The sequence below is a fragment of the Cupriavidus sp. DF5525 genome (assembly GCF_040149425.2).
GTDB classification, from domain to species: Bacteria; Pseudomonadota; Gammaproteobacteria; order Burkholderiales; family Burkholderiaceae; genus Cupriavidus; species Cupriavidus pickettii_A.
On the sequence record NZ_CP168266.1, the window covers coordinates 205,084 to 219,211 of the forward strand.

General features: G+C 68.3%; 12 protein-coding genes. 10 read left to right on the forward strand and 2 right to left on the reverse strand.

Annotated elements, in window-relative coordinates; all coding sequences use genetic code 11:
* The first annotated feature begins 6 nt into the window (after positions 1–6).
* The 9 genes from ABNX08_RS22170 (at position 7) to ABNX08_RS22210 (ending at position 10,515) form a co-directional block, all read left to right on the forward strand.
* On the forward strand, positions 7–1,509 hold the full coding sequence (locus ABNX08_RS22170) for a tripartite tricarboxylate transporter permease (protein ID WP_022537842.1): 1,503 nt from the start codon (positions 7–9) through the stop codon (positions 1,507–1,509).
* Between the two features lie 644 nt (positions 1,510–2,153).
* Positions 2,154–2,852, forward strand: coding sequence for an FCD domain-containing protein (locus ABNX08_RS22175; protein WP_041681702.1), 699 nt, complete (start codon positions 2,154–2,156; stop codon positions 2,850–2,852).
* A 51-nt stretch (positions 2,853–2,903) separates the two neighbouring features.
* A complete protein-coding gene (locus ABNX08_RS22180; protein ID WP_022537845.1) occupies positions 2,904–3,581 on the forward strand; it encodes a DUF2848 domain-containing protein in 678 nt (225 codons plus the stop codon).
* Positions 3,578–4,900: an amidase gene (locus ABNX08_RS22185; RefSeq protein WP_349608649.1), complete on the forward strand. Its 1,323-nt coding sequence runs from the start codon at positions 3,578–3,580 to the stop codon at positions 4,898–4,900. Before ABNX08_RS22180 ends, ABNX08_RS22185 begins: the two co-directional genes overlap by 4 nt.
* A gap of 176 nt (positions 4,901–5,076) precedes the next feature.
* The gene (locus ABNX08_RS22190) at positions 5,077–6,402 is read left to right on the forward strand and encodes an MFS transporter (protein ID WP_041681703.1); all 1,326 of its coding nucleotides are present in this window, start codon (positions 5,077–5,079) and stop codon (positions 6,400–6,402) included.
* A gap of 327 nt (positions 6,403–6,729) precedes the next feature.
* Positions 6,730–7,404, forward strand: a complete 675-nt coding sequence (locus ABNX08_RS22195) for a heavy metal response regulator transcription factor (protein ID WP_022537848.1) — start codon at positions 6,730–6,732, stop codon at positions 7,402–7,404.
* Positions 7,401–8,804 carry a heavy metal sensor histidine kinase gene (locus ABNX08_RS22200; protein ID WP_022537849.1) on the forward strand — a complete coding sequence of 468 codons (1,404 nt, stop codon included), beginning with the start codon at positions 7,401–7,403 and terminating at the stop codon, positions 8,802–8,804. The genes ABNX08_RS22195 and ABNX08_RS22200 overlap by 4 nt, the downstream gene beginning before the upstream one ends.
* A gap of 107 nt (positions 8,805–8,911) precedes the next feature.
* Complete coding sequence (locus tag ABNX08_RS22205) at positions 8,912–9,985, forward strand: catalase family peroxidase (RefSeq protein ID WP_022537850.1); 1,074 nt, start codon at positions 8,912–8,914, stop codon at positions 9,983–9,985.
* On the forward strand, positions 9,982–10,515 hold the full coding sequence (locus ABNX08_RS22210) for a cytochrome b (protein WP_022537851.1): 534 nt from the start codon (positions 9,982–9,984) through the stop codon (positions 10,513–10,515). Before ABNX08_RS22205 ends, ABNX08_RS22210 begins: the two co-directional genes overlap by 4 nt.
* A 56-nt stretch (positions 10,516–10,571) precedes the next feature.
* Here the strand turns inward: ABNX08_RS22210 and ABNX08_RS22215 are convergent, their stop codons facing one another.
* Positions 10,572–11,162 carry a DUF3471 domain-containing protein gene (locus ABNX08_RS22215; RefSeq protein WP_022537852.1) on the reverse strand — a complete coding sequence of 197 codons (591 nt, stop codon included), beginning with the start codon at positions 11,160–11,162 and terminating at the stop codon, positions 10,572–10,574.
* A gap of 27 nt (positions 11,163–11,189) precedes the next feature.
* Positions 11,190–12,104, reverse strand: a complete 915-nt coding sequence (locus ABNX08_RS22220) for a serine hydrolase domain-containing protein (RefSeq protein ID WP_349608653.1) — start codon at positions 12,102–12,104, stop codon at positions 11,190–11,192.
* A gap of 378 nt (positions 12,105–12,482) precedes the next feature.
* On the opposite strand from ABNX08_RS22220, the gene ABNX08_RS22225 reads away from it, so the two are divergent.
* Complete coding sequence (locus ABNX08_RS22225; RefSeq protein ID WP_022537855.1) at positions 12,483–14,117, forward strand: methyl-accepting chemotaxis protein; 1,635 nt, start codon at positions 12,483–12,485, stop codon at positions 14,115–14,117.
* The last annotated feature ends 11 nt before the right edge of the window (positions 14,118–14,128 follow it).

The window sequence follows — 14,128 nt, forward strand, 5'->3', positions numbered from 1 at the left end:
CATCGGATGGAGCTGCTAAGTCATCTTGCGCTGGGGTTTTCTACCGCGCTTTCGCTGCAGAACCTGGCTTATGCCTTCCTTGGCTGCGTGCTGGGGACGCTGATCGGCGTGCTGCCGGGCCTCGGCCCGTTGGCCACCATCGCCATGCTGCTGCCGATCACCTACACGCTGCCGCCGGTGGCGGCGCTGATCATGCTGGCCGGCATCTACTACGGCGCCCAGTACGGCGGGTCCACCACCGCGATCTTGGTCAACCTGCCCGGCGAGTCGTCGGCGGTGGTGACCACGCTCGACGGCTACCAGATGGCGCGCCGCGGGCGGGCGGGCGTGGCGCTGGCCACCGCTGGCCTGGGTTCGTTCTTTGCGGGCAGCGTGGCCACGCTGATCCTGGCCGCGTTTGCCACGCCGCTGTCGGAGCTGGCGTTCAAGTTTGGTCCCGCCGAATACTTCTCGCTGATGGTGCTGGGACTGATCGGCGCCGTGGTGCTGGCTTCGGGATCGCTGGTCAAGGCGGTGGCGATGATCGTGCTGGGGCTGCTGCTCGGGCTGGTCGGCACCGATGTGAACTCGGGCGCGGCGCGCTTCTCGTTCGACGTGCCGGAGCTGACCGACGGCATCAGCATCACCGCGCTCGCCATGGGGCTGTTTGGCTTCGCGGAGATCATTGCCAACCTGGAGCAGAAGGAACATCGCGAGACCTTCACCGACCGCGTCACCAACCTGTTCCCCACCCGCGAAGACTTCCGGCGCATGATCCCCGCCGTGCTGCGCGGGACGCTGCTGGGTTCGTCGCTGGGCATCCTGCCGGGCGGCGGGGCTTCGCTGGCGTCGTTCGCCGCGTATTCGCTGGAGAAGAAGGCCTCAAAGTATCCGGAGGAGTTCGGCAAGGGCGCGATCGAAGGCGTGGCGGGGCCGGAGTCGGCCAACAATGCCGCGGCACAGACCTCGTTCATCCCGCTGCTGACGCTGGGCATCCCGCCCAATGCCGTGATGGCGCTGATGGTTGGCGCCATGACCATCCACAATATCCAGCCCGGCCCGCAGGTGATGACCAGCAACCCGGCGCTGTTCTGGGGGCTGATCGCGTCGATGTGGATCGGCAACCTGGTGCTGGTGGTGCTGAACCTGCCGCTGATCGGCGTGTGGGTGAAGCTGCTGACCGTGCCTTACCGCTTCCTGTACCCGGCCATCCTGGTGTTCTGCAGCATCGGCGTCTACTCGGTCAACAACACGGTGTTCGACGTGTTCGCGGCGGCCAGTTGCGGCCTGATCGGCTACGTGTTCCTCAAGCTCCGCTGCGAGCCGGCGCCGCTGCTGCTGGGCTTTGTGCTGGGGCCGATGATGGAAGAGAACTTCCGCCGCACCTTGTTGCTGTCGCGCGGGGATTTCTCGGTCTTCACCTCCCGTCCGCTATCGCTGGGCCTGCTGGTGGCTGCCGCGGCGCTGGTGGCGGTGGTGGCGTTGCCGTCGATCAAGGCCAAGCGTGAGGAGGCGTTCCAGGAGGAATAACGCCGCAGTCGCACGCAGCAGTCGCGCAGCGGCGCAATGCCGCGCGCCTGGGTTGTTTCGCCCGCCATGGACGAAACAGCCCGACTTCACGCAGGACGACCAGCCTGCGCGCAAGCCATCGCATCACTCCTGTCGCCGGACCGCTGACCGCATCCTTGCCGGTCTCCATGCGTCCCGCAAACCCCCCCGAATGCCGCAGAACGGTCTTCCAGACGAGCAGGCCCGGCAATTGCTGTCAGTGGTGTGTCCTTGTTATCGTCAAAAAACCCGTCCGCAGGCAGTTTCGAGCCATCGGCCAGCGTCGCCCCGCCCGCCACAACGGGGTGGTGCCGGCCAGCGATACCAAGCGCTTTATCGCGGCGGCGAAGACGCGGCAGTGGGAGCGGGAGCCGCAGGTGCGGATGCTGGCGTAGGAAACGGATGGCGGTGTCACGGCGGTCCGGCACATGCTGCTGCGGGGCCGCCGCCCGATGACGCTGCGCGCTGTCGGGGGTGGGCTAGTCTGCACATGACCCTGCGCAATCTCCCCTGACTTAACGAATCCGAACGCGTCATTCTCGTTTGCCCCGAGAATGGCGGCGCTTGCAGCCTGTGAAATATCACACTACTATCACTACTACTTCAGATGCTTTTCGGAATGACCCGTGGCTAAATCCATTCGGCTGGTAGAAACAGATGGCATGCGTAGCCCCGCGCAGACCGCAACCCAGAGCGGGGCGGCCATGCGCGACCTCGCCTATGTCGAGATCAAGCGCCGCATCATCTCGTGCGAGTTCCGCCCCGGCGAGCCGCTGAACGAAGCCCAGGTGGCGAACATGCTTGGCCTGGGCCGCACGCCGGTACACCAGGCGCTGCACCGGCTGGAAGTGGAGGGCCTGGTGTCGATCCTGCCGCGCAAGGGCGTGCTGGTGACGCCGCTGTCGCTCAACGAGGTGCTCGACATGATCGAGGTGCGCGCGACCAACGAGGTCCTGTGCGCCACGCTCGCCTGCGAGCGCGGCCACGAGAGCGATTTCAAGGCCATGCGCGAAATCGTCGACCGCTCGCCCCCGCTGATCGCGCGGCGCGACATCCCCGCACTGGCGTCGCTGGACCTGAAGTTCCATACGGCGATGTCGGCCGCCTCGCGCAACCGCGTGCTGGCCGAGCTGCTGCGCGGCCTGCATGAGAAGCAGGCGCGCTTCTGGTTCCTGTCGCTGTCCGACCCGCAGCATCTCGAGAACGTGTACCAGGAACACCTCGAGATCGTCGACGCGCTGGAACGCCGCGACGTGCCGGCCGTGAGCAAGGCCGTGCGCCAGCATATCGACGAGTTCCGCAAGAACATCATCAGGACGCTCTGACCTTCTGCATCCGGCCTGACCCGCTTTTTCCCTGTAACAAGGTAGTACGCAATGCCGACACTGCATTTCCAGGTCGCCGGCGGGGGTGAACTCGCCCTCGATATCCAGCGCCTCATCATTGCCGGATGGACCGGCCGCGACAAGGACGCCGTCCAGCACCATATCGACGAGCTCCAGGCGATCGGCGTGAAGCCGCCCGCCACGGTGCCGTGCTTCTATCCGCTGGCCGCGTCGCTGCTGACCACGGCCGACGAGCTGGAGGTGCCACGCGCCGATTCTTCCGGCGAAACAGAGTTTGTCCTGCTGCAGGCAGAGGACGCGCTGTATATCGGCATCGGCTCGGACCATACCGACCGCAAGGTCGAGGCCTACGACGTCACCGTGTCCAAGCAGATGTGCGGCAAGCCTCTCGGTCGCCAGGTGTGGCGCTTCGACGAGGTGGCCGATCACTGGGACAGCCTGGAGATGCGCTGCTGGCGCGTGCGCGACGGCCAGCGCGCGCTGTACCAGGAAGGCAAGGTCACGCGCCTGCTCGATCCGCGCGACCTGGTCGAGCGGCTGACCGGCGAAGCCACGCTGCCGCCCGGCACCGCGATGTTCTGCGGCACGCAGGCGGTGATTGGCGAGCTGGGCCACGGCGATGCCTTTGAAGTGGAGCTGCACGACCCCGTGCGCAATCGCACGCTGCGCCATGCGTACCGCGTGCAGAGCCTGGCGGTGGCCGAATGAGCGCGCCGACCATTGCCGCGCTGGCGGCATCCCTGGCGGCGGGCCGCACCACCAGCGTGGCGCTGACCGAGCAGGCACTGGCCCGCATCGACAGCCATGCCCGCACCGGCGGCACCGCCTTCATGGAAGTCGACGCGGCCGGCGCGCTGGCCGCGGCGCGCGCGGCCGACCAGGCGCGTGCCGCGGGCCTGGTGGCGTCGCCGCTGGCGGGGCTGCCGATCTCGGTCAAGGACCTGTTCGACGTACGCGGCCAGGTGACCCGCGCCGGCTCGAAGGCGCTCGATGGCGCCGCGCCAGCGCAGGCCGATGCACCCGCGGTCGCGCGCCTGCGCGCGGCCGGCGCAGTGCTGCTGGGACGCACCAATATGAGCGAGTTTGCGTTCTCGGGCCTCGGCCTGAATCCGCACTATGGCACGCCGCGCACGCCCTTCGACGCGGACCGGATCGCGGGCGGCTCGACCTCCGGCGGCGCGGTCAGCGTGGCCGAAGACATGGCAGTGGCCGCGCTGGGTACCGACACTGGCGGCTCCATCCGCATCCCCTCGGCCTTCTGCGGGCTGACCGGCTTCAAGCCGACGGCGCGCCGCGTGCCGCTGGCCGGCGCGGTGCCGCTGTCGACCTCGCTCGACTCCGCCGGGCCGCTGGCACGCTCGGTCGCGTGCTGCGCGGCGATGGACGCCGTGCTGAGTGGCGAGACCCTCGATACGCGCCCCGCCGAGCTGGCGGGCATGCGGTTCTACGTGACCCGCGATTTCGTCTGCGACGGGCTCGACGCCGCGGTCGCGCAAGCGTTTGAGGACACCCTGTCGCGGCTGTCGGAACGCGGCGCGCGCATCGTGCCGTTCGATTTCCCGGAACTGCGCCGGCTGCCCGAGATCAACGGCGGCGGCGGCCTCACCGCTGCCGAAGCCTGGGCCTGGCACCGCCAACTGCTGGCGGAGCAGGGCGAGCGCTACGACCAGCGCGTGGCCCAGCGTATCCGGCGCGGCCAGCAGCAGAGCGCGGCCGACTATATCGACCTGCTGGCCCAGCGCCGCGCGATGCAGCACCGCGCCGGCGAGCGCCTGCGCGACGCCGATGCCTGGCTGATGCCGACCGTGGCCGTGCGGCCCCCGCGCCTGGACGCGCTGGCGCGCGACGAAGATTTCTTCGCCCTCAACGGGCTGGTGCTGCGCAATCCGAGCGTAATCAATTTCCTGGACGGATGCGCGGTCACGCTGCCCGTTGCACAGGGAATCGGCCTGGGCGTCTGCGCGCTGCACGGCCAGGACGCGCGCGTGCTGCAGGTGGCTGGTGCGATCGAGCGCAGCCTGATGTAAAGGCCATGCGGTCGCGCGGGCGTTAGCGAACGGCCTGCCCCGGGGCAGGCTGCGCCGGTCCCGTATCGGTCCAAGCGCAGCGGCCTCGCTCAACCATCCCACTCCGGCACAGCGCAAGCCAGAGGGCCCCGCCAATGCAGCGGGGCCCCGCCCAACCTACCCAAGGAGAATCACCGATGTCTTCCGTGATGACTGGCGCCTCCGGCGCCCTGGAGAACCTGCCACCGGCAGAAGTTGCCCAGCAATGCAACGTGGCGTACCGAAAGATCACCGTGCGCCTGATCCCGTTCCTGGTCCTGTTGTTCATCCTCGCCTGGATCGACCGCGTCAACGTGGGCTTCGCCAAGCTGCAGATGCTGCAGGACCTGCAGTTCAGCGAGGCCGTCTACGGCCTGGGCGCGGGCATCTTCTTCCTCGGCTACTTCCTGTTTGAGGTGCCGAGCAACCTGCTGCTGGAGAAGATCGGCGCGCGCAAGACGCTGGCGCGGATCACCATCCTGTGGGGCCTGGCGTCGATGGCGATGATCTTCGTCAAGACCCCTACGCAGTTCTACGCGCTGCGTTTCCTGCTGGGTATCTTCGAGGCCGGCTTCTTTCCCGGCGTGGTGCTCTACCTGACGTACTGGTTCCCGGCGGCGCGCCGCGCGCGCATCAACGGATTGTTCATGACCTCGTTCGCCATTGCCGGCGTGATCGGCGGCCCGCTCGCGGGCTTGATCATGACCACCATGGACGGCGTGGACGGGCTCGCCAACTGGCAATGGCTGTTCGTGCTGGAGGGCATTCCGTCGGTGCTGGCCGGCATTGCCGTGCTGATGTACCTGCCCGAGCGGCCGGCCAGCGCGCGCTGGCTCACGGCTGAAGAGCAGCAGCTGGTGACGCAGGCCGTGGAAGCCGAGGCACGCGACCCGGCCAAGCATTCGGCGCTGCGTGACGCCTTTACCAATGCGCGCGTCTGGATCTGCGCCGCGATCTACTTCTGCGTGGTCAGCGGCAACGCCACCATCGCGTTCTGGTCGCCGTCGATCATCAAGGAGCTGGGCGTGCAGGGCAACCTGCGGATCGGCCTGGTATCGGCGATCCCGTTTATCGCCGGCACCATCGCCATGGTGCTCAACGGTATCCACTCGGACCGCTCGGGCGAGCGCCGCATGCACTGCGCGATGGCGACGCTGCTGGCCGCCGTGGGGCTGACATTGACCGGCTTGTGGCTGCACAGCGCGCTGCTGGCGCTGGCCGCGCTGACTGTGGCCTCGGTCGGCATCCTGGCCGCGTTCCCGGTGTTCTGGTCGCTGCCGTCGGCATTCCTGGCCGGCACCGCCGCCGCGGGCGGCATCGCGCTGATCAATTCAGTCGGCAACCTGGCGGGCTTCGTCGCGCCCTATGTGATCGGCTGGTTCAAGACCAACACCGGGCAGCTGTCCTCGGGCCTGTACTTCGTGGCCTTCCTCGAAGCCTGCGCCACGGTCCTGATCCTGGCCGGCGTGCGCCGCAACCGCTGAGCGCGGCCGGGCGCGGCGCGGCGTACCCGGCACGCGCGCCGCGCTTAATGCTGCTCGATCGCGAACTGCGCAATGCGGCCATCCCGCGGCATGAAGTCACAGGTGGGAAGACCTCCGGCGGGCGACGGGTGCGAAGCAGCCAGATGCGGTGTGAAGTCTTGGGCACGCCGTGGCCCTTGCATGCGGCTTCGCCGTCCCTTGCAGCCGTCCTGCGTCGGGATGCTGACGTTTCGATTACGGTTTTGTCATTCCTGGCCCGGAGGTCAGGGGTTATGCTTTTCGGGGCCATGCGCGACGCGGGCCGGACAGAACCGAACCCGAAAGACAATGAAGATCCTGGTAATCGAAGACGAGCCCAAGACTGCCGAATACCTGCGCAAAGGCCTGACCGAATCCGCGTTCGTGGTGGACCTGGCCGTCACCGGCGCGGACGGCCTGCATTGCGCCACGGAGCATCAGTATGACCTCATCATCCTCGACGTGATGCTGCCCGGCATGGACGGGTGGGAGGTGCTGCGCCAGTTGCGCGAGCGCAAGCAGACCCCGGTGCTGTTCCTGACCGCCCGCGACGAGGTCGAGGACCGCGTCCGCGGCCTGGAACTGGGCGCCGATGACTACCTCGCCAAGCCGTTCGCCTTTGTCGAGCTGCTGGCGCGAGTGCGTACGCTGTTGCGCCGCGGTCCGCCGCGCGAGGCCGAGCGCATCGAGGTCGACGACCTGGAAATCGACCTGATCCGGCATCGCGTCGCGCGCGCCGGGCAGCGTATCGACCTGACCCCGCGCGAGTTTGCGCTGTTGCACTTCCTGGCGCGGCGCAATGGCGAGGTGCTCAGCCGCACACAGATCGCCTCGCATGTGTGGGACATGAACTTCGACAGCGATACCAATGTCGTCGACGTGGCGGTGCGCCGGCTGCGCGCCAAGATGGACGACAGCTTCGGCAACAAGCTGATCCACAGTGTGCGCGGTATCGGCTACGTGCTCGAGAGCCGGCGTCCGTGAGATCGCGCCTGTCCCTGACCGTCCAGCTGGCGCTGGCCTTTGCGCTGGTGGCCGGCGTGGCGTTTGCCGGCGTCGGCACCTACCTCTACAAGGCGCTGACCATGCAGGTGGTGGCGCGCGACGATGCCGAACTGCTGCGCAAGGCCGCGCGCGTGCGCGACGAGCTCGCCGAGCGCTTTGACAGCGATGCCGACCGCTGGCGCGAGATCGGCCGCGTGGTGTCGGGCAATGAGGAGTATGCGCTGAGGGTGCAGTCCGCCAGCGGCAGCCTGCTTACCGAGGCGAACTTCCATGGCGAGTCTGTGCCGGATGGCCCGCCGCTGGCCGAAGGCGCCGCGCTGGGGCCGGAATCGATCCGCGCCTGGCGCACGCCCGCGGGCTATCAGATCCGCGGCGTGGTGCTGCTGGCGCGGCCGCAGGACAACGGCGCGCCGGTGAAGGTGACGGTGTCGCAGGTGGCGCGCTCGCGCTTTGCGCTGATGCGCGAGTACCGCTGGAAGCTGGTGTGGGCGACGCTGCTGGGCTCGCTGTCGGTCGGCTTGCTCGGCTACGCCGCGGTGCGGGCGGGCATGTCGCCGCTGCGCCGCATCGCCACCGGCACGCGCACGGTCACGTTCTCCAGCGTGGCGCTGCCGATCGATCCGGCGCGGCTGCCGGTCGAGCTCAAGGAGCTGGCGCATGCGCTGCAGCAGATGATCGAGCGGCTGCACGAGAGCTATCACCGGCTGTCGCAGTTCTCCGCCGACCTGGCCCATGACTTCCGCACGCCGCTGGGCAACCTGCTGGGGCAGACCCAGGTGGCGCTGTCCGCCGAGCGCGGCACCGAGGAGTACCAGGCGCTGCTGGCCTCGAACGTGGAGGAGTATGAGCGCCTGTCGCGCATGATCGAGAACATGCTGTTCCTGGCGCGTGCCGACAATGCGCGCGTGGCCATGCGTGTGGCCGAGCTGGACCTGGAATCGGAACTGCATCGGGTGGCGGACTACTTCGGCCTGCTGGCCGACGCCAAGCAGGTATCGATCCGCGTGCAGGCCGCGGGCAGGGTGTTTGCCGATGCCGGCCTGCTGCGGCGCGCGCTCAGCAATCTGGTTTCCAATGCGGTGCGCTATACGCCGGCAGGCGAGCAGATCGTGCTGACGGCGCGGCAGGCGGACGGCTACACCCATATCGAGGTCAGCAACCCAGGGCCCGGTATCGCCGCCGAGCACCTGCCCAAGCTGTTCGACCGCTTCTTCCGCTGCGATCCGGCGCGCGCCAACTCGGGCGCGTCTTCCGGCATCGGGCTGGCGATCGTCAAGACCATCATGGACCTGCACCAGGGCACGGTGGGGGCGGAGTCGGTGCCGGCGGCGATGACGCGTTTCCGGCTCAGCTTTCCATTGCGCGGCGGCGCGGCCTGAATTACGGATCGGTAATCAAGCCGTCATCGTTTGCGGCCCCGCTAGCGGGCTACATTGGGCTCAGCGCGCCCGGACGAGGCGCGCGCAACCAGTAATGGAAAAAGCCCATGACACGACACCAAGCAGCGCCGCCCGGCCGTCCAGCCTGCCTGCCATGCAGGCTGGCCGCCATTGCCGCGGTAGTGGGGACGATCGGCGCCGGCTTTGCCTGGGCGGCTGGCTGGGTGACGCCGGCGCGCCTGTCGGCATTCAGGATCATCGATGCCTTCGAGGCCAACGCCGGCATCCACGCCGGATATCGCCGCAACCATGCCAAGGGTGTCTGCGTCGAAGGGTACTTCGAAGGCAATGGCAAGGCGTTGGCGGTATCGCGCGCGGTGGTGTTCGGAACGGTGCGCACGCCGGTGACCGGCCGCCTTGCCATCCCCGGCGGCAACCCGGCCGCGCCCGATGCCGGCGCCCCGGTGCGCAGCCTGGCACTGGAATTCCGGCTGGCAGACGGCGAGCAATGGCGCACCGCCATGAACTCAACGCCGGTGTTCGGCGTGCGCACGCCGCAGCAGTTCTATGAGCAACTGGTGGCAGCGCGGCCCGATCCCGCTACCGGCAAGCCGGATCCGAGGCGGCTGGCAGCGTTCTTCGGCAAGTACCCGGAGACGCAACCGTTCCGGCAATGGGTCAAGGACCATCCGCTGAGCGGCAGTTTCGCCACCACCGCGTACTACGGCATCAACGCCTTCGTCGCCACCGATGGCGCGGGCTTGCAGCGGGCTGTCCGATGGCGGCTCGATCCCGAGACCCCGGCCAGCGCCGCATCCGCTACCGGCGCATCGGCCGATTTCCTCGCGCGCGACCTCGCCAGCCGGCTCGCACAAGGACCGTTGCGATGGCACCTGGTCGTGACCGTGGCGCAGCCCGGCGATCCCACCGCCGATGCCACGCAGGCGTGGCCCGCGGAGCGGCAGCAGATCGATGCCGGCACGCTGGTGCTGGAGCGGAAAAGTGCGCAGCAGGACGGCAGCTGCCGCGATATCAACTATGACCCCACCATCCTGCCGCGTGGCCTGAGGCCCTCCGACGATCCGCTGCTGGCCGCACGTTCATCGGCCTATGCCGAGTCATACCGCCGCCGCAGCATGGAAAACGCGCAACAGGAACTTCACGCGGGAGCCGGACAATGACAAGCACATCCCCGAACCGGTACAGCGGCCTGGCGCGATGGCTGCACTGGACCATGGCCGCCGGCATCTTCGCCATGCTGTTCATCGGCATCGGCATGGTGGCCACCGTATCAAACCTGCACCTGACGCTGGTCGCGATCCACCGGCCGCTGGGCGCGTTGCTGCTGGCGCTGTGGGCGGTGCGGCTGGTCACGCGCCTGGTGCGCGGCGCGCCGCCGCCGCCGGCCGACCTGCCCGGCTGGCAGCGCGGCGCCGCGCACGCCAGCCACCTGGCGCTCTATGCCCTGATGGGCCTGCAGCCGCTGGTCGGCTGGGCGATGCTGTCGGCGGGCGGGTATCCGGTGACGATGTCCGGCGCATGGGCGCTGCCCCCGCTAATGAATCCCGATGTCGTGGCGTTTGCGTTCCTGCGCAGCGCGCATACGTGGCTGGCCTATGCTTTTCTGGCAGTGGTATTGCTGCATGTGGCGGCCGCGCTGTTCCACTGGTGGGTGCGGCGGGATCGGGTGTTTGCCAGTATGGCGCCGTGAGCGGGCGGGGGGCGTGCGCCAGATAGCCCTTGCCTTCTGCCTCGCGTGTTCACAACTCAAGGCTCTTGATCAGTCCGGCATACGTCGGCACCGTCGAGGTTTTTCCGGCGACGTGCGCGGAAGGCGGCGTTGGTTGCCTCGTCCGCCGCCATGCGATGGAAGACGATGTCGTCGACAAGCGGTTCCAGCGGCGCGGCAATGCGGTCGATGGTGCCGTCGCGGTCGTAGAGGAAGGTGAGGGCGAGGTTGTCCGGATGGATCTCGGCGGGCTTTTCCGCCGTGGTAAAGACGTCGTAGTGGCGGTGCTCGAGCCGCCCGCACATGCCGCGCCAGTGCCACGACAGCGCATCGCCATCGGTTTCGATGGTGATGTCGCCGTAGGCGGGATGCGAGTACGTGCCCGAGTAATCGTGCAGCGCGTGGCTGGGATTAGTGCCGGCGTGCTGCCGTGCCAGCCGTGCAGCCTTGTCGATCTGCAGCTGCGCCAGCATCTCGTGCCGCCTGGCGCGCAGGCGGCTGAACCAGTCGATGGGGGAGTGCCCGCAGAGCTGGTCCAGCGCGGCGTAGGTCAGCAAGGCGGTCACCGCGCCGGGAGCCCGGTTGGTCAGTACGGCGATGCCCAGGCGCCGTGCCGGCATCATCGTCATCAGGGTTGCCCAACCCAGCCAGCTGCCCTAGTGCGAGACCGTCCGCTCGCCGCGGTAGTGCTCGGCCGTGAGTCCCAGTCCGTAGTGCACATCGCCGACCTCCGGGAATTCTGCACGGAAAACGTGGACGCGCGGCGTCATCATGTCGCGCACGATGCCAGGCGCAAGCAGCGCATGTCCGTCCACCTTGCCTTCGTCCAGCAGGCAACGCATCCATCGGGCCAGGTCTTCCACCGATGCGTTGAGGCCGCCGGCCGGCGTCGCGCGGATCGGCGACCAACTGGCGCGCAGGCGCTCGTCGCCGTCCATCGCGTGCGGGTGTGCATGGTCGGGATCGGCCGCCAGCGCTTCGACCGAAAAGCCGAAGCGCGTAAAACCCAGCGGCTGCAGCAGCCGTTGCGTGGTGAAGTCCTCCCAGCGCTGCCCGCTGATGCGCTCGGCCAAGTGGCCGGCGATCACGTAGCCAAGGTTCTGGTACTGCCAGCTTTCGCGCAGCTCGCGGCTTGGCGCGAGGTGCGGCAGCCGTTCGAGCATCTGGCTGGTGTCGAGATCGCCCGGCGTGTGGATCCAGTCATGGCGCGGCAGGCCGCTGTGATGGCTGAGCAGGTCGCGCACCGTGATGCGTTGCGTGGCGACGGCATCATGCAGCCGGAAGCCGGGAATGATGTCGCGCACCTGCGTGGTCCAGTCGAGCTTGCGCTCGTCGACCAGCAGGCCAAGTCCGGCGGCGGTAAATGACTTGGTGATCGAGCACAGCAGGAACTGCGTGGTGGTGGTCACGGGCGCCGGCGCGGCGCTGTCGCGCACGCCGTAGCCCCGCAGCAGGATGGGTTCGCCGTCGCGGATCACGGCCAGGGCAAGTCCGGGGATCTTCCATTCGGCCATCGACTTCTCGACCAGCGCATCGAATCCGCTCAGCATGGTGCCTCCCTGGCAGGTCACGGGCACGTATGCTGCCACGTCCTGGCGGCGCAGTCGTCCCCCTTGTGGGGGTGGCCGGTGCGATGGCCATGGCGATCGCACTGGTCATGGGGCTGTGACCGCTACCGCACTCATCCTCGCCCCCCCCCCACCGGCTTTGTCTACCTATGTCCCCCCTCTCGTGGGGAACAGTTCACCGCAGCGAGGCCGTTAGCCACCGCAACACAGAGCACGGATACGCGCAAGTCGCCGGGGCAACGCACCCCTGCCGGAAGCGCGGACGCCGAGCCGACCAGCAGGGAACGGGCGCGCAGTGTGGCAGGCCGCGATTCGGCATGCAGCGGGTAATTTCAAGCAGTCATGCGCAAACGTCCGACCGGACGGCAAGGGGGAGGGATCATGGATTTCAAGAATCTGTCTATTCGCACGCGGATGCTGGCCGGGTTCGGGACGCTGGCGGGTGTGGTGCTGGTGGTGTCGGGGTATTCGCTGCATGCGCTGGGCGATGCCACCGACGGTTTCAACGACTATCTCAACGGGCTGAACGCACGCGCGGATATGGCCGCGCAGGTGCGCAGCGCCGTGGACCGGCGCGCGATCGCGGCGCGCAACCTGGTGCTGGTGACCGATGCGGCCGAACTCGAGCGCGAGAAGGCCGAGGCCCTGAGCGCGCACCAGGATGTGCAGACTCGGCTGGCGCGGCTCAATGAAATGGTGCGCCAGCCCGGCGTCGGCGAAGAGGCACGCAAGCTGGTGGAAGCGGTGGCGAAGATTGAGGCGGAATACGGCCCGGTGGCCACCGGCATCGTCGGCCTGGCGGTGGAGCGCAAGCTCGAGGAAGCCGTGTCCCGCATCGACAAGCAGTGCCGCCCGCTGCTGGCCGCGCTGATCAAGGCGACCGACGCCTATGCCGACTTCACCAAGGCGCGGCAGAAGGAGATGGAGAAGAAGCTGGAGGCGGACTACCAGCAACAGCGCAACCTGCTGATCCTGGTTTCCCTGGTGGCCGCGGTGGTGGCGGCGGCCGGCGGGGTGCTGATCACACGTGCGATCACGCGGCCGATCCAGCGGGCCGTGGAGGTGGCCGATACCGTGGCCGGCGGCGACCTGGGCGCGCGCATCGAAGTGGACCGGCATGACGAGACCGGCCGCCTGCTGGGGGCGCTGCGTGAGATGAACGAGCGGCTCACCGCCACCGTCACGCAGGTGCGCGCCAGCAGCGGCAACATCGCCCTGAGCACCAGCGAGATCGCGCGCGGCAATGCTGATCTGAGCAGCCGCACCGAGGAGCAGGCGGCGTCGCTGGAACAAACCGCGGCCAGCATGGAAGAACTGACCGAGACCGTGCGCCAGAACACCGAGAACGCGCGCCAGGCCAGCGAGCTGGCGCGCACCGCGGCCGACGTGGCGCAACGCGGCAGCACCACGGTGCAGCGCGTGGTGGGCACCATGCAGGACATCAGCGCCAGTTCGTCCAAGATCGCCGACATTACCGGCATCATCGAGGGCATTGCCTTCCAGACCAATATCCTGGCGCTGAACGCGGCGGTCGAGGCGGCGCGCGCCGGCGAGCAGGGGCGCGGCTTTGCGGTGGTGGCCAGCGAGGTGCGCGGGTTGGCGCAACGTTCGTCCAGCGCGGCCAAGGAGATCAAGGAGCTGATCGAAGCCTCCGGGCGCCAGGTGCAGGACGGCTCGGCGCTGGCGAGCGAAGCGGGGCAGACCATGGCCGAGGTGACGCAGGCGGTGGCGCGCGTGACCGGCATCGTCGAAGAGATCGCCACGGCGTCGGCCGAGCAGAGCCGCGGCATCGAGCAGGTCAACCAGGCCATCGTGCAGATCGACGAGGTTACGCAGCAGAACGCCTCGCTGGTGAACGAGGCCGCGATGGCGTCGCGTGCGCTGGAAGAGCAGGGGCGCGAGCTGAGTGAAGTGGTGGCGTTCTTCCGCCTGCCAGGCGAGAACGGCGCAGCCCGCCCTGCAATGGTGGCAGGGGGTGCACCGGTCCGCACGGCCGGAAAGCTGGCCGCGGCCTAGTGTTGGGTGGC

Bases quoted from the DNA above. Each gene is read 5' to 3' on its own strand.
- ABNX08_RS22170 (WP_022537842.1), top strand. From the start codon at position 7: ATGGAGCTGCTAAGTCATCTTGCGCTGGGGTTTTCTACCGCGCTTTCG.
- ABNX08_RS22180 (WP_022537845.1), top strand. From the start codon at position 2,904: ATGCCGACACTGCATTTCCAGGTCGCCGGCGGGGGTGAACTCGCCCTC.
- ABNX08_RS22185 (WP_349608649.1), top strand. From the start codon at position 3,578: ATGAGCGCGCCGACCATTGCCGCGCTGGCGGCATCCCTGGCGGCGGGC.
- ABNX08_RS22190 (WP_041681703.1), top strand. From the start codon at position 5,077: ATGTCTTCCGTGATGACTGGCGCCTCCGGCGCCCTGGAGAACCTGCCA.
- ABNX08_RS22195 (WP_022537848.1), top strand. From the start codon at position 6,730: ATGAAGATCCTGGTAATCGAAGACGAGCCCAAGACTGCCGAATACCTG.
- ABNX08_RS22205 (WP_022537850.1), top strand. From the start codon at position 8,912: ATGACACGACACCAAGCAGCGCCGCCCGGCCGTCCAGCCTGCCTGCCA.
- ABNX08_RS22210 (WP_022537851.1), top strand. From the start codon at position 9,982: ATGACAAGCACATCCCCGAACCGGTACAGCGGCCTGGCGCGATGGCTG.
- ABNX08_RS22215 (WP_022537852.1), bottom strand. From the start codon at position 11,162: ATGACGATGATGCCGGCACGGCGCCTGGGCATCGCCGTACTGACCAAC.
- ABNX08_RS22225 (WP_022537855.1), top strand. From the start codon at position 12,483: ATGGATTTCAAGAATCTGTCTATTCGCACGCGGATGCTGGCCGGGTTC.